The organism is Sphingopyxis sp. LC363 (genome assembly GCF_000756385.1).
Taxonomy (GTDB): Bacteria; Pseudomonadota; Alphaproteobacteria; order Sphingomonadales; family Sphingomonadaceae; genus Sphingopyxis.
The window spans coordinates 1-22,463 of the sequence record NZ_JNFC01000042.1 but is presented as its reverse complement, the minus strand read 5'-3'; the positions used below and the strand labels follow the sequence as shown (position 1 = coordinate 22,463).

Sequence of the window (22,463 nt, the reverse complement as noted above, 5' to 3'; positions counted from 1 at the left end):
GGGGTTGGGGGTGGGGTCTATCGGCCTTGCGCAAGGCCGATAGACCCCACCCCACTACGACCAGGCAGCAAGCTGCCAAGTCTGCGTTGCCCCTCCCCTGAAGGGGAGGGGCTAAATTGCCGCAACATCCGCTCCCCACCCCACAGTCGCCAAAGAAAAGCCCCGCCGGATCGCTCCGGCGGGGCTCATTTCTGTCGGGCCAAAGCCGCGAGGAAGCTTATTCCTCGCCCTCACCTTCGGGGCGTTCCTCGACCATCACGTCGTCCGACGTGAAGTCCTCGCCCTGCACCTTGCCGAGCGGATCGTCGCCCATCGCGGCTTCGGGGCCCTGCGCCAGTTCGGCTTCATGCTCTTCAGCGGCGGTCGCCGGCGCGATCAGATGCTCCTGGTTCGCGGCGCGCATCGCGGCGCGCATCGCGGCGCGCAGCGCGGCATCCTTCGACGAGGCGGTCACGCGGACGCGGTTCATGGCAGCGCCGGTACCCGCCGGGATGAGGCGGCCGACGATGACATTCTCCTTGAGGCCCTGCAGCGAGTCGATCTTGCCCTGCACCGAAGCCTCGGTGAGAACGCGGGTCGTCTCCTGGAAGGAAGCGGCCGAAACGAAGCTGCGGGTCTGCAGCGACGCCTTGGTGATGCCGAGCAGGACCGGACGGCCCTCTGCCGGCACGCCGTTCTTCGGCAGCTTGGCGTTATATTCCATCATCTCCAGATAATCGAGCTGTTCGCCCGGCAGCAGCGTGGTGTCGCCGCCCGAGGTGATCTCGACCTTTTGCAGCATCTGGCGAACGATCACCTCGATGTGCTTGTCGTTGATCTTCACGCCCTGCAGTCGATAGACTTCCTGGATTTCCGCGACGAGATATTCCGCCAGCGCCTCGACGCCCATGACGTCGAGGATGTCGTGAGGGTTCGGCGAGCCCGAAATCAGCGCGTCGCCGCGCTTGACCTGGTCGCCTTCCTGCACTTCGAGGACTTTCGACTTGGGGATCAGATACTCGATCGGATCGCCTTCTTCCGGAACGATCGCGATCTTGCGCTTCGCCTTGTAATCCTTGACGAATTCAATGCGGCCGCTGATCTTCGCGATAACGCTGTTGTCCTTCGGAATGCGCGCTTCGAACAGCTCGGCAACACGCGGCAGACCGCCGGTGATGTCGCGCGTCTTCGACGCTTCGCGGCTGACGCGCGCCAGAACGTCGCCCGCCTGTACTTCCTGACCGTCCTCGACCGACAGCATCGTCCCGACTGCGAGCAGGTAGCGCGCGGCTTCACCCGACTCGTCGTCCAGCAGGGTGAGGCGCGGCTGAAGATCTTCCTTCTTGGCGCGGCCCGCCGAGCGATATTCAATCACGACGCGCTGGGCGATGCCCGTCGCTTCGTCGACCTGTTCGACCAGCGTCTTGCCGTCGGCCAGATCCTGATACTTCACGACGCCCTGCTTTTCGGTGATCAGCGGCATGGTGAACGGATCCCATTCGGCAATCCGGTCGCCCTTCTTCACCTTCTCGCCGTCCTTGTGCATGATCTGCGCACCATAGGGCAGCTTGTGCGTCGCGCGCTCGCGGCCTTCGCTGTCGATGATCGCGATTTCGCCCGAACGCGACAGCGCCAGACGGCGGCCGCGCTGGTCGACGATCGTCGCCATGTCGCGATATTCGATCGTGCCGTCCGAAATCGCTTCGGCGTTCGACTGCTCGTTCACCTGCGCCGCGCCACCGATGTGGAAGGTACGCATCGTCAGCTGCGTGCCGGGTTCGCCGATCGACTGCGCGGCGATGACGCCGACAGCTTCACCGATGTTCACCGGCGTACCGCGGGCGAGGTCGCGGCCATAGCATTTGCCGCAAACGCCGAGCGTCGCTTCGCAAACCAAAGGCGAACGGATCTTGACCGACTGGACTTCGGCGTCTTCAATGCGCTGCGTCGTCGCTTCGTCGAGCAGCGTGCCGACCGGCGCGATGATGTTGCCGTCCTTGTCGGCGACATCCTCGAGCGTCGTACGGCCGAGGATGCGCTCGCCGAGCGAAGCGATCGTCGAACCGCCCTGGATGATCGCGCGCATTTCCATGCCGCGTTCGGTGCCGCAATCTTCCTCGATCACGACGCAGTCCTGCGATACGTCGACCAGACGGCGGGTCAAATAACCCGAGTTCGCCGTCTTGAGCGCCGTATCGGCCAGACCCTTACGCGCACCGTGGGTCGAGTTGAAATACTCGAGAACGGTGAGACCTTCCTTGAAGTTCGAGATGATCGGCGTTTCGATGATCTCGCCCGACGGCTTGGCCATCAGGCCGCGCATGCCGGCAAGCTGCTTCATCTGGGCCTGCGAACCACGGGCACCCGAGTGCGCCATCATATAGATGGAGTTGATCGGGGCCAGACGGCCGTCGTCGAGCTTCGGCGTCGCACGGATTTCGTCCATCATCGCGTTCGCGACCTTGTCGCCGCACTGCGACCACGCATCAATGGCCTTATTGTACTTTTCCTGCTGCGTGATCAGGCCGTCCTGATACTGCTGCTCGAAATCCTTCACGAGCGCGCGGGTTTCGTCGACCATCCCTTCCTTCGACGCCGGGATGATCATGTCGTCCTTGCCGAAGGAGATGCCGGCCTTGAACGCGTTGCGGAAGCCCAGCGCCATGATGGCGTCCGCGAACAGCACCGTCTCTTTCTGGCCGGTGTGGCGATAGACCTGATCGATCACGTCGCCGATTTCCTTCTTGGTCAGAAGGCGGTTGACGACGTCGAAGGGCACGGTGTGCGACTTCGGCAGGCATTCGCCAATCAGCATGCGGCCCGGCGTGGTCTCGAACCGCTTGAGATACTCGTTGCCCTGCTCGTCGGTCTGCGGAACGCGGCTCACCACCTTGGTGTGCAGCGTCACCGCGCCGGTGAACAGCGCCTGATGCACTTCGGCCATGTCGGCGAGCAACATACCCTCGCCCGGTTCGCCTTCGCGTTCGAGCGACAGGTAATAGAGACCGAGGACCATGTCCTGCGACGGAACGATAATCGGCTTGCCGTTCGCGGGGCTGAGGATGTTGTTGGTCGACATCATCAGCACGCGCGCTTCGAGCTGCGCTTCCAGCGAGAGCGGCACGTGGACCGCCATCTGGTCGCCGTCGAAGTCGGCGTTGAACGCGGCGCAGACCAGCGGGTGAAGCTGGATCGCCTTGCCTTCGATCAGCACGGGCTCGAACGCCTGAATGCCGAGGCGGTGGAGCGTCGGGGCGCGGTTCAGCAGCACCGGATGCTCGCGAATGACTTCGTCGAGGATGTCCCAGACTTCCTTGCGTTCCTTTTCGACCCACTTCTTCGCCTGCTTCAGGGTCATCGACAGACCCTTGGCGTCGAGGCGCGCGTAGATGAACGGCTTGAACAGTTCGAGCGCCATCTTCTTCGGCAGGCCGCACTGGTGCAGCTTGAGTTCGGGACCGGTCACGATGACCGAACGACCCGAATAGTCGACGCGCTTGCCGAGCAGGTTCTGACGGAAGCGGCCCTGCTTGCCCTTGAGCATGTCGGAGAGCGACTTGAGGGGCCGCTTGTTCGCGCCGGTGATCGTGCGGCCGCGGCGACCGTTGTCGAACAGCGCGTCGACCGCTTCCTGCAGCATGCGCTTTTCGTTGCGGACGATGATGTCCGGCGCGCGCAGCTCCATCAGGCGCTTCAAACGATTGTTGCGGTTGATCACGCGGCGGTAAAGATCGTTAAGGTCGCTTGTCGCGAAGCGGCCGCCGTCGAGCGGCACCAGCGGGCGCAGTTCGGGCGGGATGACCGGCACGACTTCGAGGATCATCCACTCGGGACGGTTGCCCGATTCGATGAAGCTCTCGACCACCTTGAGGCGCTTGATGATCTTCTTGGGCTTGAGCTCCGACTTGGTGGTCGCGAGCTCTTCCATCAGGTCAACGCGTTCCTGTTCGAGATCGAGATTTTCGAGGAGCACGCGGATCGCCTCGGCGCCGATACCGGCCGAGAAGGCGTCCTCGCCATATTCGTCCTGCGCGTCGAGCAGTTCGTCTTCGGTCAGAAGCTGGAACTTTTCGAGCGGGGTCAGGCCGGGCTCGAGCACGATATAGGCTTCGAAATAGAGGACGCGCTCGAGCTGCTTCAGCTGCATGTCGAGCAGCAGGCCGATGCGCGACGGCAGCGACTTCAGGAACCAGATGTGCGCGACGGGCGCGGCGAGCTCGATATGGCCCATGCGCTCGCGGCGGACCTTGGTCACCGTGACTTCGACACCGCACTTCTCGCAGACGATGCCCTTGTATTTCATGCGCTTATACTTACCGCACAGGCATTCATAATCCTTGATCGGGCCAAAGATGCGCGCGCAGAACAGGCCGTCACGCTCGGGCTTGAACGTGCGGTAGTTGATCGTTTCGGGCTTCTTGATCTCGCCGAACGACCACGAGCGGATACGCTCGGGGCTCGCGATGCCGATCTTGATCATGTCGAAGGTTTCGGGCTTCGCGACCGGGTTCATGAAGTTGGTAAGCTGGTTCATTCTTTTCGTCCCTCGATCCAGTTCCCCTCCCGCTTGCGGGAGGGGTTAGGGGTGGGCAATCTGGTCTCTCAGAAGTGGGCTTGTCCCGCGCCCACCCCCGGCCCCTCCCGCAAGCGGGAGGGGAGATCTATTATTCGGCGGCTTCCGGTAGCGCTTCCGGACCTTCGTCATCGTCTTCGTCCGCATAGGACGAAAGCTCGACGTTGAGGCCCAGCGAGCGCATTTCCTTGACGAGCACGTTGAAGCTTTCGGGAATGCCGGCCTCGAAGGTGTCGTCGCCCTTGACGATCGCTTCGTAAACCTTGGTGCGGCCGATCACGTCGTCGGACTTCACCGTCAGCATTTCCTGCAGCGTGTATGCCGCGCCATAAGCTTGCAGAGCCCACACTTCCATTTCACCGAAGCGCTGGCCACCGAACTGCGCCTTACCGCCCAGCGGCTGCTGGGTGACGAGGCTGTAGGGACCGATCGAACGCGCGTGGATCTTGTCGTCGACGAGGTGGTGGAGCTTCAGCATATAGATGTAGCCCACGGTCACCTTGCGGTCGAACTTGTCGCCGGTGCGGCCGTCGTAAAGATCCGACTGCCCCGATTCGTGCAGCCCCGCGAGGGTCAGCATGTTCGACACATCGGCTTCCTTCGCGCCGTCGAACACCGGGGTCGCGAACGGCACGCCAACGCGGAGGTTGTCGGCCAGTTCGACGATGCTTTCGGCATCGCGCGACTTGATGTCCTCGACATATTCGCCGCCATAGACGTTTTCGAGCGCATCGCGCACGGCCGCGGGCATCTGCCCGCCGACCGCGTCGGGATTGGCGTCGCGCCATTCGTCGAGCGCCTGCGTGACCTGCCGGCCCAGACCGCGCGAAGCCCAGCCGAGGTGGGTTTCGAGGATCTGCCCGACGTTCATGCGCGAGGGCACGCCCAGCGGGTTGAGCACGATGTCGACATGCGTCCCGTCCTCGAGGAACGGCATGTCCTCGTTCGGGAGGATGCGGCTGATGACGCCCTTGTTGCCGTGACGGCCGGCCATCTTGTCACCCGGCTGCAGCTTGCGCTTGATGGCGACAAAGACCTTGACCATCTTGAGCACGCCCGGGGCGAGTTCGTCGCCGCGCTGCAGCTTCTCGACGCGATCTTCATACTTCGCGTTGATCCGCTTGATCGCGTCGTCATACTGCGCCTTGATGGCTTCCAATGCGGTCTGGGCATTGTCCTCGACCACCGCGAGCTTCCACCAGTCGGCGCGGTCGAGCTCGACCAGCATCTCTTCGGTGACGACATCGCCCTTCTTCAGCCCCTTCGGCACCGCGCTGGTCGTCTGACCGATCAGCAGGTCCTTGAGGCTCGAGAAGGTCGCGCGGTTGAGGATCGCGCGCTCGTCGTCGGCGTCCTGCTTCAGCCGTTCGATTTCCTCGCGTTCGATCGCGATCGCACGTTCGTCCTTGTCGATGCCGTGACGGTTGAAGACGCGGACTTCGACGACGGTGCCCGACACGCCCGGCGGCAGGCGAAGCGACGTGTCGCGCACGTCGCTGGCCTTTTCGCCGAAGATCGCGCGGAGCAGCTTTTCTTCCGGCGTCATCGGCGATTCACCCTTGGGGGTGATCTTGCCGGCCAGAATGTCGCCCGGGCCGACTTCGGCGCCGATGTAGACGATGCCCGCTTCGTCGAGGTTGCGAAGCGCTTCCTCGCCGACGTTCGGGATGTCGCGCGTGATATCTTCGGGGCCAAGGCGCGTGTCGCGTGCGGTGACTTCGAATTCCTCGATATGGATCGAGGTGAAGACGTCGTCCTTCACGATGCGTTCGCTGATGAGGATCGAGTCCTCATAGTTGTAGCCGTTCCACGGCATGAACGCGACGAGCACATTCTTGCCGAGCGCCAGTTCGCCGAGCTCGGTCGACGGACCGTCGGCGATGATGTCGCCCGAGCGGACGACGTCGCCAACCTTCACCAGCGGACGCTGGTTGATGCAGGTCGACTGGTTCGAACGCTGGAACTTCTGCAGGCGATAGATGTCGACGCCCGACTTGCCGGGTTCGACCATGTCGGTCGCGCGGATAACGATACGCGTCGCATCGACCTGGTCGATCACGCCGCCGCGGCGTGCGGCAATGGCGGCACCCGAGTCGCGTGCCACGGTGCCTTCCATGCCCGTGCCGACGACCGGAGCCTCCGCGCGGAGCAGCGGCACCGCCTGACGCTGCATGTTCGATCCCATGAGCGCGCGGTTGGCGTCGTCGTTCTCGAGGAACGGAATGAGCGACGCTGCAACCGAAACGAGCTGCTTCGGCGACACGTCCATCAGCGTGATCTGGTCGCGCGGGGCCATCAGGAATTCGCCCGCTTCGCGTGCCGAGATCAGTTCGTCGATGAAGCTGCCGTCGGGGTTGAGGTCGGCGTTCGCCTGCGCGACGGTGTGCTTCGACTCTTCCATCGCCGAGAGATAGACGACTTCGTTGGTGACCTTGCCGTCGACGATGCGGCGGTACGGCGTCTCGATGAAGCCATATTTGTTGACGCGCGCAAAGGTCGCGAGGCTGTTGATCAGACCGATGTTCGGGCCTTCGGGCGTTTCGATCGGGCAGATGCGGCCATAGTGGGTCGGGTGAACGTCGCGGACTTCGAAGCCCGCGCGTTCACGCGTCAGACCGCCCGGCCCGAGCGCCGACACGCGGCGCTTGTGGGTGACTTCGGACAGCGGGTTGGTCTGGTCCATGAACTGCGAGAGTTGCGACGAGCCGAAGAATTCGCGCACCGCGGCGACAGCGGGCTTCGCGTTGATCAGGTCGTTCGGCATCACGGTCGACACGTCGACCGAGCTCATGCGCTCCTTGACCGCGCGTTCCATGCGGAGCAGGCCGACGCGATACTGGTTTTCGAGCAGCTCGCCGACCGAACGCACGCGGCGGTTGCCGAGATTGTCGATGTCGTCGATCTCGCCCTTGCCGTCCTTCAGGTTCACCAGCTCCTTGACCACGGCGAGGATATCTTCGCTGCGCAGCGTGGTGACCGTGTCCTCGGCGTCGAGGCCAAGGCGCATGTTGAGCTTGACGCGGCCGACGGCCGACAGGTCGTAGCGCTCGGCGTCGAAGAACAGGCCGCCGAAGAGGGCTTCGGCGGTTTCGCGCGTCGGCGGCTCGCCGGGGCGCATCACGCGATAAATGTCGCTCAATGCCTGGTCGCGGTCCTCGGCCTTGTCGGCCTTGAGCGTGTTGCGGATCCAGGGGCCCGTGTTGTTGTGGTCGATGTCGAGCAGGACGAGCTTGTCGATGCCCGCGGCGTCGAGCTTCTCGAGGTTGTCGGCCGACACTTCGTCGCCGGCTTCGATGTAGATCTCGCCGGTCGCTTCGTTGATCAGGTCATAAGCGCTGTAGCGGCCGAAGATTTCCTCGGTCGGGATAAGCAGCGTGTCGAGACCGTCCTTCGCGGCCTTGTTGGCAAGGCGCGGGCTGATCTTGTGGCCGGCGGCGAAGACGACTTCGCCGGTCTTGGCGTCGACCACGTCGAAGGCGGGCTTGGAGCCGCGCCAGTTTTCGACGACGAACGGCACCTTCCAGCCGTTTTCGGCGCGCTCGAAGACGAGGCGGTCATAGAAATGGTTGAGGATTTCCTCACCCGTCATGCCCAGCGCATAGAGCAGGCTGGTGACCGGCAGCTTGCGCTTGCGGTCGATACGAACGTTGACGATATCCTTGGCGTCGAATTCGAAGTCGAGCCACGAACCACGGTAGGGGATGACGCGCGCGGCGAACAGGAATTTGCCCGACGAGTGGGTCTTGCCGCGGTCATGGTCGAAGAGCACACCCGGCGAACGGTGCATCTGCGACACGATGACGCGCTCGGTGCCGTTGACGAAGAAGGTGCCGTTCTCGGTCATGAGCGGCATGTCGCCCATGTAGACGTCCTGCTCCTTGATATCGAGGACCGAACGGGTGTCGGTTTCGCTGTCGACCTCGAAGACGATCAGGCGCAGCGTGACCTTCATCGGCGCCGCATAGGTGATGCCGCGCTGACGGCATTCCTCGACGTCGTACTTGGGCTCTTCGAGTTCGTAATGGACGAAGTCGAGCTCGGCGGTGCCGGCGAAATCGCGGATCGGGAAAACGCTGCGCAGCGTCTTTTCGAGACCCGAAACATAACCGATCGAAGGATCCGAGCGCAGGAACTGCTCATAGGATTCGCGCTGCACCTCGATGAGGTTGGGCATCTCCACCGCTTCGTGGATGTTGCCGAACAGCTTGCGGATTCGCTTGCTTGCGGTTGCTTCGAGGGCCTTGCCCACCGACTTCGCCTTGGTCGCCATAAGTGATTGTCTCGCCTTAAGAAAATAGCTCGCGAGCGCAGGAGAGACGCAAAAAGGCCGCGACGAACCGTTGCCGGCTTACCGCAGCTTTCCAACGCATCTCGAAATCCCCGCCGCCCTATCCGTACAGCCTGTTGCGCAAAGTCAGGCCCTATCTCGGACGACGGGATATGGGCGCAATATAGGATTGGGGCCACGCGGTGTCAACGGCGGCGGGGCGGTCGCCAAAGTGCAGCAATTTCGCAACACTGCTGACACGAACGTCAGCGCCGCGCATTTCCGCGATTGATCGCGCGCGCGCGCGCAGCCAATAGAGCCTTGGTTTTCCGCTCTCCCATCGTCAACTCTGTTTCAGGAAGCTCGCCCATGCGCCACTTTCCTTCCGCTACCGCTATAAGCCTTGCCCTCGCCGCCGCGACCTGGGCCGTCCCCGCCGCCGCGCAGGATGCGCCTGTCGATCCCGTGACCGAAGACAGCGGCCTTGGCGACATCGTCGTCACCGCGCAGCGCCGCGAAGAAAGCCTGCAGGACGTGCCCGTCGCCGTCTCGGTGCTGTCGGGCGACACGCTCGGCGCGATCACCTCGACCGGCGCCGACGTCCGCGTGCTCGCGGGCCGCGTCCCCAGCCTCAACATCGAAAGCTCGTTCGGGCGCACCTTCCCGCGCTTCTATATCCGCGGGCTCGGCAACACCGACTTCGACCTCAACGCGTCGCAGCCGGTCAGCCTCGTCTATGACGATGTCGTGCTCGAAAACCCGATCCTCAAAGGCTTCCCGATCTTCGACCTCGACCGCGTCGAAGTGCTGCGCGGGCCGCAGGGCACGCTGTTCGGCCGCAACACGCCGGCGGGTATCGTCAAGTTCGACACGGTCAAGCCCGGCAAGACCGGCGGCCATGCCCGCGTCAGCTATGGCCGTTACGGCACGAGCCAGGTCGAGGTCGCGGCGGGTGCCGCCGACGACAGCGGCTTCTCGGTCCGCCTTTCGGGCCTCTATCAGCATCGCGACGACTGGGTCGACAATATCGCGACGACGAAGAAGGACGATCTCGGCGGCTATGACGATATCGCCGCGCGCCTCCAGCTCCAATATGAAAACGGCCCCTTCACCGGCCGCGTCACCGGCCAGGTCCGCGTCTATGACGGCTCGGCGATCATCTTCCGCGCCAACACGCAGGTTCCGGGCAGCAACAAGCTCGTCGGGCTCGGCGGCGCAGGCACCGAGTTCGAGCGCGACAAGGTGTGGCAGGACGGGATCAACTTCCAGAAGCTCAACACCTATAATGCCGCGTTGAACCTCGAATATGATTTCGGGCCGGTGACCGCCTATTCGATCACCTCCTACTGGAACGGCAATTTCCGCAGCCGCGGCGACATCGACGGCGGCTTCGGCGCGGTGTTCCTGCCCGAATCGGGGCCGGGGCTGATTCCGTTCCAGGCGCAGAGCCAGGATAATGTCCCGAGCCTCGACCAGTTCACGCAGGAAATCCGCATCGCGTCGAACAACAGCGGCGGGCTCGGCTATCAGTTCGGCGCCTTCTATTTCGACGAAAAGCTCGACATTTCGAGCTTCGAATTCGGCGGCCCGACCGACGCGACCCCGTCGGCGATCGCGATCCAGCGTCAGGACAGCGAAGCTTACGGCATTTTCGGCTCGGTCAATTATGAATTCGACAATGGCTTCAAGCTGCAGGCCGGCGCGCGTTACAACAACGACACGCGCGATTTCGTCGCGTCGCGTCCGGTCGAGACGCGCCCCGACTTCGTCGTCAACCCGAACACGCCGGTCCCGCCGCAGGCCGCCCGCGTCAAGGGCAAGCTGCTGACGTGGGACGCAAGCGCGAGCTATGAAGCGTCGGACGCACTGACGCTCTACGCCCGTGTCGCACGCGGCTATCGCGCGCCGTCGGTGCAGGGTCGCCTGACCTTTGCGCGGACGATCTCGACCGCCGATCAGGAAGAAACGATGTCGTATGAAGCGGGGATCAAGACCGCGTTCCTGAACGACCGGGTCCGCTTCAACCTGACCGGCTATTATTTCGACACCAAGGATCTGCAGCTGACCGCGGTCGGCGGTACCGCGAACGTCGCGAGCCTGCTCAACGTCGACGCCAAGGGCCACGGGATCGAGGCCGAGCTGCAGGCGGCGCCCGCGCGCGGGCTGACCTTCTCGGTCGGCGGCGCGTGGAACGTCGCCGAAATCGACGATGCCAACGCCTTCGTCGCGGGTTGCGGCTCGGCGACGCCGTGCACCATACTCGATCCGCAGCGCCCCGGCAGCCCCGGCATCTTCTCGATCGACGGCAACCAGCTGCCGCAGTCGCCGAAATGGACGCTCAATGCGACCGCGGGTTATGAAATCCCCGTCGGCGACGGCGCCATCTATGCCTTCACCGACTGGTATTATCGTTCGAAGGTGCAGTTCTTCCTCTATCGCTCGGTCGAATTTTCGGACGACAAGATGATCGAGGGCGGGCTGCGCGTCGGATACAAGACCGATCGCTTCGACATTGCGGGCTTCGTACGCAACATCACCAATGATGAATCGCCGACCGGCGGCATCGATTTCAACAATCTGACCAGCTACGTCAACGAACCCCGCATCTGGGGCGTCGAGGCGGGCGTGAAGTTCTGATGATGGTCCGGCCCGCGCGGTTCCAGCACCGCGCGGGCCGGGCTTCGCATCGCGATCTTTCCATGTTATCATCGACATGCAACCCAGTTGATGTGGGAGTCGATGATGATCCGTTGGACCGCCAGCCTGACCGCGCTTGCCCTGTTTTCTACCGCTGCGGCGGCGCAGGGCATAGACCTCAACTCGGCCGCCACGATCGGCTCCAATAGCTTCGGCGAATATGTCCGGGCCTTTCCTGCAGGCGCCGATGACAGCCCCAAGGCCGTCCTCGCGCGGCTCAATCAGCTTTGCGCCAGCGATCGGTATTCCGATCAGCAACGCTGCGAAAAGGCGTGGCGGCTGATCAATCGGGCCCATGCCGATCTGCAGGCCCGCCGCGCGGCCGAAGCCGCCGCGGCAAGCCATAGCGTCACAAATTAGGAAGAACGGAAGCTAGGCGACCGGACCGACGCGCTCGTCGGGTTCGAGCCGGATGAGTGGGCGCGGGCGGCCGGTCATCCGGGCGAACAGGCGCGGCACCAGCGCATGGGTTTGCGCCCAATTCCAATATTGGACATAGGCGGGATCGGCGAGAAGATGCTTCTCCTCGGTCTTGGCGCGCCAGTAATAGATGCCGCTGACCAGCCCGAGCAGCGCGACATTGCGCGCGCCCTCGATCCAGCCGCCCGCGGTGACGAGGAACGGCAGCGAACCGATCCACCAGGTCATATTCTTGGAAATATAGGCGGGATGGCGGGTGAAGGCATAGGGCCCGTGGGTGATGATGCCGCGATGCGTCAGGTTCGAAAAGCGGATGCCGAACGCCATCGTCGCCCAGCTGTAGACCGCGGTGAGCAACACCAGCAGGGTCCCCCAGACGATCAGCAGCCCCTCGTGCCCCGCGAGCCAATAGCCCCAGTCGGAACCATGAACCTGATAATCGAGCGGACCGCCGCTCATCAGGATGAAGGGGGGGTAGCAGACGAGCGCCGCGACCCACGCCATGCCATAGGGATTGGCGGTGCGGATATGCGCGTCGAGCGGCTTCAGCGTCAATATATAGCCGACCGTCGCGATATGGACGTCCACCAGATAGAGGAGATTGATCGCCCACAGCCCGGTCAGATAGGGATTGGCGGTTACCTCGCGCATCGGCACGGTGACGAGTGCCGAAAAATTGCCCGGCACGATCGACAGCATGAAGGCGGTGAAGAAGCCTTTCACCGCCCAGGCGCGCAGATGATGCCCGATCGCCTTGCCGTCGACGGGTTGGCCGGGCGCGATCAGCCAGCGCCCGAATTGCCAGCAGCCGTCGCGCGGCTCGACCAAGCGGCGGTCGAGCCACAACATATAGGGGACCGAGACGAGCAACAGCCACGGCGCGACGGTCTCGAGCAGGTTCATCGAAAAGGCGTAATTGCCTTCCCAATAATAGCGCATCGTCGCATAGATCAGCGCGATCAGACCCCAAGTCGCCCAAAGACCCGCGAGCTTGGTCAGGCTGATATCAAGCGTTTCGCGCCACGGTCGGCGCTGCGCCCAGTCGACCCCGGTCGACGGATTGCGATGCACCTTGTCGACGAAGACCGACCACAGCACCATCGGCAGACCGCAGGCGAGCACACTCGCGATCGCCGAATTCGGCCCGCTCATCGGCCCGCGCGATCCCCACTCGATGCCAAGGAAAGCCGCGATTTCCGGCGTGAAGCGCGCGATGAGCAAATAGCTTACCAATCCCGCGAGGCCGACGATGCCGACCCCCGTGCTGACCGCCGAACGCGGACGTGCGCCCGTCGGCGCGGATACGTCGCGCGGCGATTCGTCCGAAGCGGAGAAAGCGGATTCGGCCATGATATTCACCCGCTTAGTCCTAGCCAAAAAGGGTAAGCAAGCCGTCAATATAAAAGACCGATTCGCCTGCGGAATCCCGCCAAATTGGTAGCATTCGCGCAAGTTGACACCGTTCACCGCGCAAGGGTTTCGATTCAACCCGACTCGGGGCGCAAAGATTCGCCTGGGTCCGATCGGCCTGATAAGGCGCGCATCAATCGGGGCGGAGGGCTCCACAAAACAAACAAGATGGGGTCGCCACTTGTCGTCGAAAACAACGGGCCTGCGCGATTTGCGCCAGCGCGTCTCCGCGCTGTTTCAGGACCATGAAATCTTCGTTCGCACGCACGGCCATGTCCGATTCCTGCGTGTCAGCGCCGTCTGGCAAAAACGCGTCGCGCTGATCGCCGGCGTCGTGCTGCTCGCCTGGGCCGGCGCTACGCTTGCCGTGCTGATCAACCAGTTGCTCACCGCCGACGAACGCGCGGCCGTGGCGCATCAGCAAGCCGCCGCCGCCGCATCGGAAGCGCGCATCGCCAAATATCGTGATCGCGTCGCCGAAACCGCCGCCGATCTCGAGGAGCGCCAGGCGCTGCTCGAAAGCGTCGCCGAAACCCATTTCGGGATCGATCCGGCGGCGATGCCCGCCGAAGCGGCGGCGCAGCAGCCCGCCGTTCCGGCCGAGCCCGTCAAGACCAGCGCGATCGATCCGAACCTGCCTCCCGAAGCGCAGATCCTCGCGCGGCTCGCCACGCGGCAGGAAGCCTTCGCGGGCCGCCTGCTCGCGGCGGTCAAGGACCGTGCGGCGAAGGCCGAAACCGCGGTCGCAGCGCTCGGCCTCAACCCCGACAGGCTCGTACGCAACGCCGCGGCCGGCCGCGGTGGTCCCTTCATCCCCTATCGCGACCGCATGGGCAAAGCCAAGACGCTGGGCGCCAGCTTCGCGGCGCTCGACAGCGCGCTGTTCCGCATGGAGGTGCTCGAACGCACGCTCGTCGCGGTGCCGTCGGGCAATCCCGCCAATGTGATGATGATGTCCTCGGGCTTCGGCTATCGCAGCGACCCCTTCACCGGCGCGGGCGCGATGCACGCGGGTCTCGACTTCCGCGGCCCGATCGGCACCCCTATCCTCGCCGCCGCACCGGGCCGCGTCAGCTTCGTCGGCCGGAAGTCGGGCTATGGCAATGTCGTCGAGGTCGATCATGGTCAGGGCATCCTGACGCGCTATGCGCACTTGTCGGGGTTCACCACCAAGGTCGGCACGCAGGTCACCGCCGGCCAGCAAATCGCCAAGATGGGCTCGACCGGCCGATCGACCGGCAGCCACCTGCATTTCGAAGTCCGCCTGAACGGCGAAGCGGTCAATCCACGCAGATTCCTGGAGGCAAAAGCCGATGTTCTCGAAGTCAAAGCCGATGCCCGACAGCGAGTCGGTTCCGTCGCTGCCGCCCGCAGTGCCCGCTAAGATGGCGACCGGCGCGCGTCATACGACCTTTTCGATCCTCGGATCGGACGTTGTCGTCACCGGCAATGTCGCCGCCAGCGTCGACCTGCACGTCGACGGCAAAATCGAGGGCGACCTTAAATGCGCCAATCTCGTCCAGGGCGAGGCGAGCGAGATCAAGGGCGCCGTGACCGCCGAGACCGCGAAGATCGCGGGGCTGCTCGACGGGTCGATCGAAGCCAAGACGCTGATCGTCCACGCGACCGCGCGGATTACCGGCGACGTGGTCTATGAGACCATCACGATCGAGAACGGCGGCAAGGTCGACGGCAAGCTGTCGCATCGCCGCCATGGGGCCGCGGCCGCCAAAGCGCCGCCGCCGCTGGAAGTCGTCGAGAACAAGTCGGCCGCGCTCTGACCGGAGCCGCGCATCGGCGCGGCCCCAATCATTTCACGTCATTTCGATACGGCGATCTCGCGCCCGGACGCGCGGCCCGCGTCATTCTGGTGGCGCTGGACGGCGACCCTGTTCCGGCCGCCGCGCTTGGCGTCGTAAAGCGCTTCGTCGGCGAGCCGGTAGAGCTGCTTGAAATCGCACGCCGGCCGCACCTCGGCGACGCCCACGCTCGCAGTCACCAGCCGCTCACCCACCGCCTCGCTATGATCGCACGCGGCGATCCCGCGCCGGATGCTTTCGGCGAAGCGGCTCAGGATGATGCCCTCCATCCCGATCGTCAGCAATCCGAACTCTTCGCCGCCCAGCCGCGCGACGGTACACATCGGACCTTCCCACCGTTCGATCCGGCGGCCGATACCGCACAGCACCGCGTCGCCCGCCTCATGACCGAAAATATCGTTGATCGACTTGAACCGGTCGATGTCGACGAGGAGCAGCGCCGCCGGCAAATTGTCGGCGCGCGCGCGGTCGAGCAGCGGCGTCACGCTGTCGATGAAGCCCCGGCGGTTCGGCAGGCCGGTCAGCGGGTCGCGGCGCGCCAGTTGCTGCGCCTGCGCCTCGGCATCGCGTGCATGGTCGCGCTCGATCCGCAGATGGGCGAGGCGGCGCGTCGCCGCCGCCGCGAGCCACAGCGCCTGCCATGTCGCGGCGACGAGCATGACGAGCTTCGACCCGCCGCCCCAGAAGCCGTCCTCGATATCGACGATGTGAATGAAGGCCAGCACCGCCATGGGCAGCCCCCAGGCGCCAAGGAAGTCGCGCGCCTCGATCGACCCGCGCCGCCACGCCCAGCCGAGATAGAGGACGACCATCACCAGGTCGGCGATGACGAGGAGCCCGAGCAGATCGGCCAGCGCCGCGAGGCTGCCGCCGCGGATGAGCGCCAGCGGTATGCCCGCGAGGCCGACGCCGACGCCGAGAAGCAGCGTGGCGGTCCGGAGTCCCTTGGGCACGGTACCGCGTTCGACGGCGGTTACCGCGCTGGCGGTCGCGACAGCGATCGCGAGGCAAGCGAGGAAGGTCCCGGCCTGCGCGGTGATCGTGCCCGCCGTCGCCGGCACGAGCCCCAGATGCGCCTGCGACCAGAGCGCACCCCAGAGCAGCATTGTAGCCGCCCACGCCGCCTGCCACGCGAGATATTGGCGGCGCACCGCGACCGCGAGCGAGAGGCTGTAGATGCCGCTGACGAGCAGCAGGGTCAGCGCGGCGCCGACCGCCGCCGCCATGCCCGCCGACTGCATTCCCGCCTCGTCCTTCGTAAGAATCCGCGCCCGCACGAACTGGTGTCCCGAAAGCCCGTCGAAGCGCATCGTCACGGCGGTGAGCGGGACGCCGCGCCCGGGTGCCTCGAACAATATCTGTCCGCCGGCGCGCCAGTGCGTCCCGAAATCGCCGCTGCGCACCCGCTGCCAGCGCGTCGCGCCGTCGGCATAGGAGAAGCCGGCCGCGAGCCGGTCGAACCGTGAATTATGGACCATCAGCGCCAGATCGCGGCGTGGTACGGTGCCGTCGAGCGGAGTGCGGAGCCACAGGCTCCCCCGCTGATAGCCCGCCGGCGCGCCGCGGCACGAAAAGCGAAGCCCGGACAGGGCATCGTCGTCCAGCGTGGTGCCGCTCACCGCGTGGCAGAAGTCGCGTTCGACATCGAGCGCGCGCGCATGCGCGGGGGCAGCGATCAGGGCGAGAAGCAGCGCGGACAGGCCGAGCCACAGCCGGCCGCGCCATGTTTCCACCAGATCGCCCGTCGCAGTCATCGCCGCCATATGACATCAATAGGTTGTGAAATCTTTGCCATCGGGCAAACTCGCTTCAGCGCGCGCCGGGCCGGCCGACCCGCATGGCGACCGCGACCCGATTGCCGAGGCCGATGCTCTCGGCTTTCTGCACCGCCAGCTTGACCGGCAACAAATAGCTTCCGTCGCGCGGGAAAAGCGAGGTCGCGAACTCGGTGCCGCCGATCGTCGCCACCACCGGCACCACGCCCCAGCCATAGCTCGCCGTCATCGCGGCATAACGGATCGCGCCGATATGCTCGTCGGGAACGACCGCGAAAAGGAAGGGCGCCGGTCCGCGCCATTCGATGATCTCAGCCCCGAAGCGGAACGTCTCCATCAGTTCCTCGGCGCCTGCCTGCGATAGCTCAATGCCTCCGCGATATGGATGCGACCCACGGATTCGGCGGCCGCAAGGTCGGCGATCGTCCGCGCCACGCGCAGAATCCGCGTATAACCGCGCGCCGAAAGCCGCATCGCCTCGGCCGCCTGGGCGAGCAGCTTGCGCCCGGCTTCGTCGGGTGTCGCGACAGCTTCGAGCAGTTCGCCATCGATCTCGGCATTGGTGCGCGCCTTGTGCCCGGCATAGCGCGCGGTCTGCACATCGCGCGCCGCCGCGACGCGCGCCGCGACTTCGGCGCTGCCCTCGGCGGGCGGCGGCAGGACGAGGTCGGCGGCGCTCACCGCCTGTACTTCGACGTGGAGGTCGATGCGGTCGAGTAAGGGCCCCGACAGCTTCGCCTGATAGTCGGCGGCGCAGCGGGGTGCGCGGCTGCACGCGAGCGCCGCGTCGCCGAGATGGCCGCAGCGGCACGGGTTCATCGCGGCGACGAGCTGGACGCGCGCCGGAAAAGTGACATGGGCGTTGGCGCGCGCGACGCTGACCTCGCCTGTCTCAAGCGGCTGGCGGAGCGAATCGAGCACCCCGCGCTGGAATTCGGGAAGCTCGTCGAGGAAGAGCACGCCGAGATGCGCAAGGCTGACCTCGCCCGGCCGCACCCGCAGCCCGCCGCCAACGAGCGCGGGCATCGACGCCGAATGATGCGGGCTGCGGAACGGGCGCGCGCGGACGAGGCGCCCGCCTTCGAGCGTTCCCGCGACCGAGGCGATCATCGACACTTCGAGCGCCTCGGCGGGCGTCAGGTCGGGGAGGATGCCCGGCATGCACGCCGCCATCAGCGACTTGCCCGCGCCGGGCGGTCCCGACATCATCAGATTGTGCGCGCCCGCCGCCGCGATTTCGAGCGCGCGCTTCGCGGTCTCCTGTCCCTTGACCTGCGACAGGTCGGCGGCGCGGACGGGTTCTTCGACTTCGCCGGGCACCGGCGGCGACAGCGGGGCATTGCCCTTGAAATGATTGAGCAGCGACAGGAGGTCGGGGGCGCCGATCACCTCGACATTGCCCGCCCACGCCGCCTCGGGACCCTGGATCGCGGGGCAGATGAGCCCGCGCTCGACGCTGCCCGCGTGGATCGCGGCAAGCAGCACGCCGGGCGACGGTGCGACGCGGCCGTCGAGGCCGAGCTCGCCGACGACGACATAGGAAGCGAGCGTCTCGGGGTCGATCACGCCCATTGCGCCGAGGAGCGCGAGCGCGATGGGGAGGTCGTAGTGCGAGCCTTCCTTGGGCAGGTCGGCGGGCGAGAGGTTGACGGTGATGACCTTGGGCGGGAGCGACAGGCCGATCGCGGCGATCGCGGCGCGGACGCGCTCGCGGCTTTCGCCGACCGCCTTGTCGGGCAGGCCGACGACGACGAAGCGCGGGACGCCCGGCGTGATCTGGCACTGCACCTCGACCCCGCGGGCTTCGATGCCGAGATAGGCGGTGGTTGAGACGATCGCGACCATATTTTCCCCCGGAACCGCACGATGTGCCCCCTTTGTTCCGAGGGCCTTTTTAGGCGAAGTGGCGGGAAGGTCGAGTCTTTTTCGGAAGGTGACGAAGGTGCCGCGGAGCTTGGGCCCGATCGCCGTTTGACAACATACCAACTAGTCGGTATGTTGATTCGCATGACGACGACGAATCGCCCTTCCTCTTCCTCCGCAGCGAGCCCCGCAGCCGCCGCCCGCGTCCCCTCGGCGGGCGGCGGCACCCCGGGCCAGCGCGCGCCGCGCGGCAGCGCCCGCGCCAAGCTGATCGCGGCGGCGCACGCGATGGTGCGCAAACAGGGCTATGCGGCGACGACGGTCGACCAGATCTGCGCCGAAGCGGGCGTGACCAAGGGCGCCTTTTTCCACCATTTCGCGTCGAAGGAGGATCTGGCGGTCGCGGCGGCCGAGGGCTGGACCGACCGGGCGCGCCCGATGTTCGAGATGCCGCCGCACGTCCACCTCGACGATCCGCTGGCCCGGCTGCTCGGCCATATCGATTTCCGCCTTGCGATGCTCGACGGCCCGACCGAAGATTACACCTGCTTCGTCGGCACGATGGTGCAGGAAGCCTATGCGACGAGCGACCGGATCCGCGCCGCGTGCGAGGCGAGCATCAACGCCTATTGCGAAGCGCTCGCGCCCGACATCCAGGCGACGATCGATCTTTATGGCGCGCCCGGGGACGTCACCGCGATCGGCCTCGCCCAGCATATCCAGTCGGTGCTGCAGGGCAGCTTCGTTCTGGCGAAAACGACGAACGATCCGGCGATTGCGCGCGAGAGCGTCACCCATCTGAAGCGTTATGTGCGGATGCTGTTCGGCAGCGGAGGCGCGGCATGACGCGACAGGTAATTGCGGCGGCGCGCCGCGCACGCTGACTTCGAACAACCACCACCCCCCAAGGAGAGAGTAAATGCCCCAGATGATTTTCGTGAACCTGCCGGTCACCGACCTGGACAAGTCGAAAGCCTTTTATGAGGCGGTCGGCGCGGCGAACAACCCCGCCTTCACCGACGAGACCGCCGCGTGCATGGTCGTCGCCGAAGGGTCGATCCACGTCATGCTGCTGACCCACGCCAAATGGGCAGACTTCACGACCAAGACGATCCCCGACGCGCACACGACCGCGCAGGTCCTGCTCTGCCTGTCGGCCGACAGCCGCGAAGAGGTCGACGGCCAGGTCGACAAGGCGGTCAAGGCGGGCGGCAAGGCCGACCCGACCCCGACGCAGGATTTCGGCTTCATGTACGGCCGCAGCTTCGAGGACCCCGACGGCCATATCTGGGAAGTGATGTGGATGGACCCCACCGCGATCCCCGCCGGCGAACCCGCCGAAGCGACCGCATAAGCCAAGCCACAGGGAGGAGGAAGAGAATGACCGACGCAGCCCCCGGAAATGGGCCCGGAAAAGGTCAATTGATCGCCGGCCGCGTCCTGAGCGGCCTTGTGATCCTCTTCCTCCTCTTCGATGCCGGGCTCAAGCTGGTGTCGCCCGAAACGGCGATCAAATACAGCCCGCCCGGCCTCGGATGGCCGCTCGAAGTCGGCACGATGCACATGCTCGGTATCCTGCTGCTGATCCCGACCTTGCTTTATATCTGGCCGCGCACCGCCGTGCTCGGCGCGATCCTGATCACCGGCTATCTCGGCGGCGCGATCGCGACGCATCTGCGCATCGACAGCCCGCTGTTCAGCCACACATTGTTCGGCGTCTATCTGGGCGTGATGCTCTGGGCAGGCCTGTGGCTACGTTCGCCCGCATTGCGCTTGCTGATCACCCCCCGACGGGCCTGATCGCCTGTCTCAAAGGCAAACGCGCCTAGTCTCCGTCTAACACGCAAAGAGGATGGTTCGATGATACGACGCTCTCCCCTCCCCACGCTTGCCTCGGCCTTTGCGATGATCGCGGTCGTGGCGACGCTCGCCGCGCTGCCGCAGCCGGCGGCAGCAGAAGCGCCCGGCGCCAGCGAGCGGCCCGCCGCCCCGTCCGCCGGCGCCGTCCGGAACGGCCATGTCGATGTCGCCGGCGCCGCGATCCATTATCAGGTGCACGGCGACCTCGCATCGGGCCGCACCCCGCTGCTCGTCCTCCACGGCGCCTTCATGTCGGCCGATGCGATGAAGCCGCTGATCGATCCGCTCGCCGCGTCGCGGCCGGTGATCGCGGTCGACGCGCGCGGCCATGGCCGCTCGGGCGGCGTCGACGGACCGCTGAGCTATGACCGCATGGCCGACGACACGGCGGCGGTGCTCGACAAGCTCGGCGTCGAAAAGGCCGATGTCCTCGGTTACTCGATGGGCGGTTCGACCGCGGTCGCGCTGGCAGTCGGGCATCCCGACAAGGTCGGCAAGCAGGTGATATTGTCGGCGACCTCGCGGCTCGACGGCTGGTATCCCGAAGTGCTGGCCGGCATTTCCACGCTGACCCCCGACATCTTCGCGGGCAGCCCGATCGACACCGAATATAAGCGCCTGTCGCCCGCGCCCGACAAGTTCCCGAAACTGGTCGCCAATATCAAGGCGCTCGACGCGACGCCGTTCGGCTGGTCCGACGCCGCGGTGCAGGCGATCCCCGGCAAGACGATGGTGATCATCGGCGACGCCGACGGCGTCACGCTCGACCATGCGATCGCGCTGTTCAAGCTGCGCGGCGGCGGCGACGTGGCGGCCGCGACGCAGGGCTTTCTGACCGCGGCGCCGAAGGCGCGGCTCGCGATCCTGCCCGCGACCTCGCACATCGGGATCATGGGCGAAATCCCCGCGATCGCGGCGATGGTCGTGCCCTTTCTCGACGACAAGGCGCCGCCGCCGCCGTCCTTCTAGCGCGGCTTGGCTTCCATCGTCATTCCGGCGGAGGCCGGAATCTCGACGGAGCGGAAGAAAGCAAGGGTGAGATCCCGGCCCCTTGGACTGCCTTGCAGGCGCTCAGGTCAGGCTTCGCCCGGATGACGATAGGAAACAGAAGGAACGATCATGCCCGTGAACCCCGACAGCAACATCGAAGTCACCGCCTTTGACTGGGTCCCCGATTTCGCGCGCGGCTATGTCCGCGACCTTCGCCCGCGCTGGGCGTGCGAGGAAATCGGCCTCGATTATGCCGAACATCTGATCAGCGCGGTCAACCGCCCCGCCGACCATTTCCTGTTCCAGCCATGGGGGCAGGTCCCCGTGCTCTGCGACAATGGCGTGCGATTGTTCGAGAGCGGCGCGATCCTGCTCCACCTTGCCGAAAAGGACGAACGGCTGATGCCGCGCGACGCGCAGGCGCGCGCGAGCACGCTCGCCTGGCTGTTCGCCGCCTATAACAGCGTCGAACCGATGCTGTTCGAGCTCGGCAATGTCGACCTGTTCGCGAAGGACGAGGAGTGGGCGAAGCTGCGCCGGCCGAGCCTGATCGAATTCATCCAGGGCCGGCTCGGCCGCCTTAACGACGCGATGGGCGACAAGGAATATCTGGTCGACGAATTCACCGTCGCCGACATCGCGATGGCGACCGTGCTGCGCGAAGGTGTCGAAGCCGGGCTGATTGCCGAGCAGCCGCGGTTGCAGGCCTATCTCGACCGCTGCCTCGCCCGCCCCGCCTTCCAGCGCGCGATGGACGCGCAGCTGGCCGCCTTCAGCGAAGAAGCGGGACCGCCCGCCGCCTGAAACCC

15 protein-coding genes are annotated in these 22,463 nt (G+C 65.4%); 9 read left to right on the top strand and 6 right to left on the bottom strand.

Translation table 11 applies throughout. From position 1 onward, the window contains the following. Nucleotides 1-217: 217 nt before the first annotated feature. Nucleotides 218-4,513, bottom strand: a complete 4,296-nt coding sequence (gene rpoC / locus FG95_RS14875) for a DNA-directed RNA polymerase subunit beta' (protein WP_037556876.1) — start codon at nt 4,511-4,513, stop codon at nt 218-220. Nucleotides 4,514-4,643: 130 nt separating this feature from the next. After that, nucleotides 4,644-8,822: a DNA-directed RNA polymerase subunit beta gene (gene rpoB / locus FG95_RS14870; RefSeq protein ID WP_037556875.1), complete on the bottom strand. Its 4,179-nt coding sequence runs from the start codon at nt 8,820-8,822 to the stop codon at nt 4,644-4,646. Between the two features lie 366 nt (nt 8,823-9,188). On the opposite strand from rpoB, the gene FG95_RS14865 reads away from it, so the two are divergent. Together FG95_RS14865 and FG95_RS14860 are read left to right on the top strand one after the other, a co-directional pair. Then, nucleotides 9,189-11,456, top strand: coding sequence for a TonB-dependent receptor (locus FG95_RS14865; protein ID WP_037556874.1), 2,268 nt, complete (start codon nt 9,189-9,191; stop codon nt 11,454-11,456). 102 nt (nt 11,457-11,558) lie between these two features. Next, the gene (locus FG95_RS14860) at nt 11,559-11,876 is read left to right on the top strand and encodes a hypothetical protein (RefSeq protein WP_152567666.1); all 318 of its coding nucleotides are present in this window, start codon (nt 11,559-11,561) and stop codon (nt 11,874-11,876) included. Between the two features lie 12 nt (nt 11,877-11,888). Here the strand turns inward: FG95_RS14860 and FG95_RS14855 are convergent, their stop codons facing one another. Beyond that, nucleotides 11,889-13,295, bottom strand: a complete 1,407-nt coding sequence (locus FG95_RS14855; protein ID WP_409581464.1) for a methyltransferase family protein — start codon at nt 13,293-13,295, stop codon at nt 11,889-11,891. Nucleotides 13,296-13,527: 232 nt separating this feature from the next. Between FG95_RS14855 and FG95_RS14850 the strand changes: the two genes are divergently transcribed. Together FG95_RS14850 and FG95_RS14845 are read left to right on the top strand one after the other, a co-directional pair. Further along, nucleotides 13,528-14,730, top strand: a complete 1,203-nt coding sequence (locus FG95_RS14850) for a M23 family metallopeptidase (RefSeq protein WP_052182404.1) — start codon at nt 13,528-13,530, stop codon at nt 14,728-14,730. A gap of 1 nt (nt 14,731) precedes the next feature. Next, complete coding sequence (locus FG95_RS14845; protein ID WP_037556872.1) at nt 14,732-15,127, top strand: bactofilin family protein; 396 nt, start codon at nt 14,732-14,734, stop codon at nt 15,125-15,127. Nucleotides 15,128-15,165: 38 nt separating this feature from the next. Here FG95_RS14845 and FG95_RS14840 read toward each other — a convergent pair whose 3' ends face one another. The 3 genes from FG95_RS14840 to FG95_RS14830 are packed head-to-tail and all read right to left on the bottom strand — an operon-like array spanning nt 15,166 to nt 18,786. After that, nucleotides 15,166-16,929 carry a GGDEF domain-containing protein gene (locus tag FG95_RS14840; protein ID WP_235211577.1) on the bottom strand — a complete coding sequence of 588 codons (1,764 nt, stop codon included), beginning with the start codon at nt 16,927-16,929 and terminating at the stop codon, nt 15,166-15,168. 46 nt (nt 16,930-16,975) lie between these two features. After that, on the bottom strand, nt 16,976-17,278 hold the full coding sequence (locus FG95_RS14835; RefSeq protein ID WP_037556871.1) for a DUF1905 domain-containing protein: 303 nt from the start codon (nt 17,276-17,278) through the stop codon (nt 16,976-16,978). After that, nucleotides 17,278-18,786 carry a YifB family Mg chelatase-like AAA ATPase gene (locus FG95_RS14830; RefSeq protein ID WP_037556870.1) on the bottom strand — a complete coding sequence of 503 codons (1,509 nt, stop codon included), beginning with the start codon at nt 18,784-18,786 and terminating at the stop codon, nt 17,278-17,280. The genes FG95_RS14835 and FG95_RS14830 overlap by 1 nt, the downstream gene beginning before the upstream one ends. A gap of 162 nt (nt 18,787-18,948) precedes the next feature. On the opposite strand from FG95_RS14830, the gene FG95_RS14825 reads away from it, so the two are divergent. The 5 genes from FG95_RS14825 to FG95_RS14805 all read left to right on the top strand — a co-directional run bounded on the left by FG95_RS14825 (nt 18,949) and on the right by FG95_RS14805 (nt 22,458). Next, the gene (locus FG95_RS14825) at nt 18,949-19,650 is read left to right on the top strand and encodes a TetR/AcrR family transcriptional regulator (protein ID WP_081933178.1); all 702 of its coding nucleotides are present in this window, start codon (nt 18,949-18,951) and stop codon (nt 19,648-19,650) included. A gap of 73 nt (nt 19,651-19,723) precedes the next feature. After that, entirely contained in the window at nt 19,724-20,158 is a 435-nt protein-coding gene (locus FG95_RS14820; RefSeq protein ID WP_037556869.1) for a VOC family protein, read from the top strand. A gap of 26 nt (nt 20,159-20,184) precedes the next feature. After that, a complete protein-coding gene (locus FG95_RS14815) occupies nt 20,185-20,604 on the top strand; it encodes a DoxX family protein (RefSeq protein WP_052182403.1) in 420 nt (139 codons plus the stop codon). Nucleotides 20,605-20,664: 60 nt separating this feature from the next. After that, entirely contained in the window at nt 20,665-21,633 is a 969-nt protein-coding gene (locus FG95_RS14810) for an alpha/beta fold hydrolase (protein ID WP_081933177.1), read from the top strand. A gap of 150 nt (nt 21,634-21,783) precedes the next feature. Continuing rightward, the gene (locus FG95_RS14805) at nt 21,784-22,458 is read left to right on the top strand and encodes a glutathione S-transferase family protein (RefSeq protein WP_037556865.1); all 675 of its coding nucleotides are present in this window, start codon (nt 21,784-21,786) and stop codon (nt 22,456-22,458) included. Nucleotides 22,459-22,463: the final 5 nt, after the last annotated feature.

What these genes read in the sequence shown, in the direction of transcription:
- rpoC (WP_037556876.1), bottom strand. Translation starts at nt 4,513, where the DNA reads ATGAACCAGCTTACCAACTTCATGAACCCGGTCGCGAAGCCCGAAACC.
- rpoB (WP_037556875.1), bottom strand. Translation starts at nt 8,822, where the DNA reads ATGGCGACCAAGGCGAAGTCGGTGGGCAAGGCCCTCGAAGCAACCGCA.
- FG95_RS14865 (WP_037556874.1), top strand. Translation starts at nt 9,189, where the DNA reads ATGCGCCACTTTCCTTCCGCTACCGCTATAAGCCTTGCCCTCGCCGCC.
- FG95_RS14860 (WP_152567666.1), top strand. Translation starts at nt 11,559, where the DNA reads ATGATGATCCGTTGGACCGCCAGCCTGACCGCGCTTGCCCTGTTTTCT.
- FG95_RS14845 (WP_037556872.1), top strand. Translation starts at nt 14,732, where the DNA reads ATGGCGACCGGCGCGCGTCATACGACCTTTTCGATCCTCGGATCGGAC.
- FG95_RS14840 (WP_235211577.1), bottom strand. Translation starts at nt 16,929, where the DNA reads ATGGCGGCGATGACTGCGACGGGCGATCTGGTGGAAACATGGCGCGGC.
- FG95_RS14835 (WP_037556871.1), bottom strand. Translation starts at nt 17,278, where the DNA reads ATGGAGACGTTCCGCTTCGGGGCTGAGATCATCGAATGGCGCGGACCG.
- FG95_RS14830 (WP_037556870.1), bottom strand. Translation starts at nt 18,786, where the DNA reads ATGGTCGCGATCGTCTCAACCACCGCCTATCTCGGCATCGAAGCCCGC.
- FG95_RS14825 (WP_081933178.1), top strand. Translation starts at nt 18,949, where the DNA reads ATGACGACGACGAATCGCCCTTCCTCTTCCTCCGCAGCGAGCCCCGCA.
- FG95_RS14820 (WP_037556869.1), top strand. Translation starts at nt 19,724, where the DNA reads ATGCCCCAGATGATTTTCGTGAACCTGCCGGTCACCGACCTGGACAAG.
- FG95_RS14815 (WP_052182403.1), top strand. Translation starts at nt 20,185, where the DNA reads ATGACCGACGCAGCCCCCGGAAATGGGCCCGGAAAAGGTCAATTGATC.
- FG95_RS14810 (WP_081933177.1), top strand. Translation starts at nt 20,665, where the DNA reads ATGATACGACGCTCTCCCCTCCCCACGCTTGCCTCGGCCTTTGCGATG.
- FG95_RS14805 (WP_037556865.1), top strand. Translation starts at nt 21,784, where the DNA reads ATGCCCGTGAACCCCGACAGCAACATCGAAGTCACCGCCTTTGACTGG.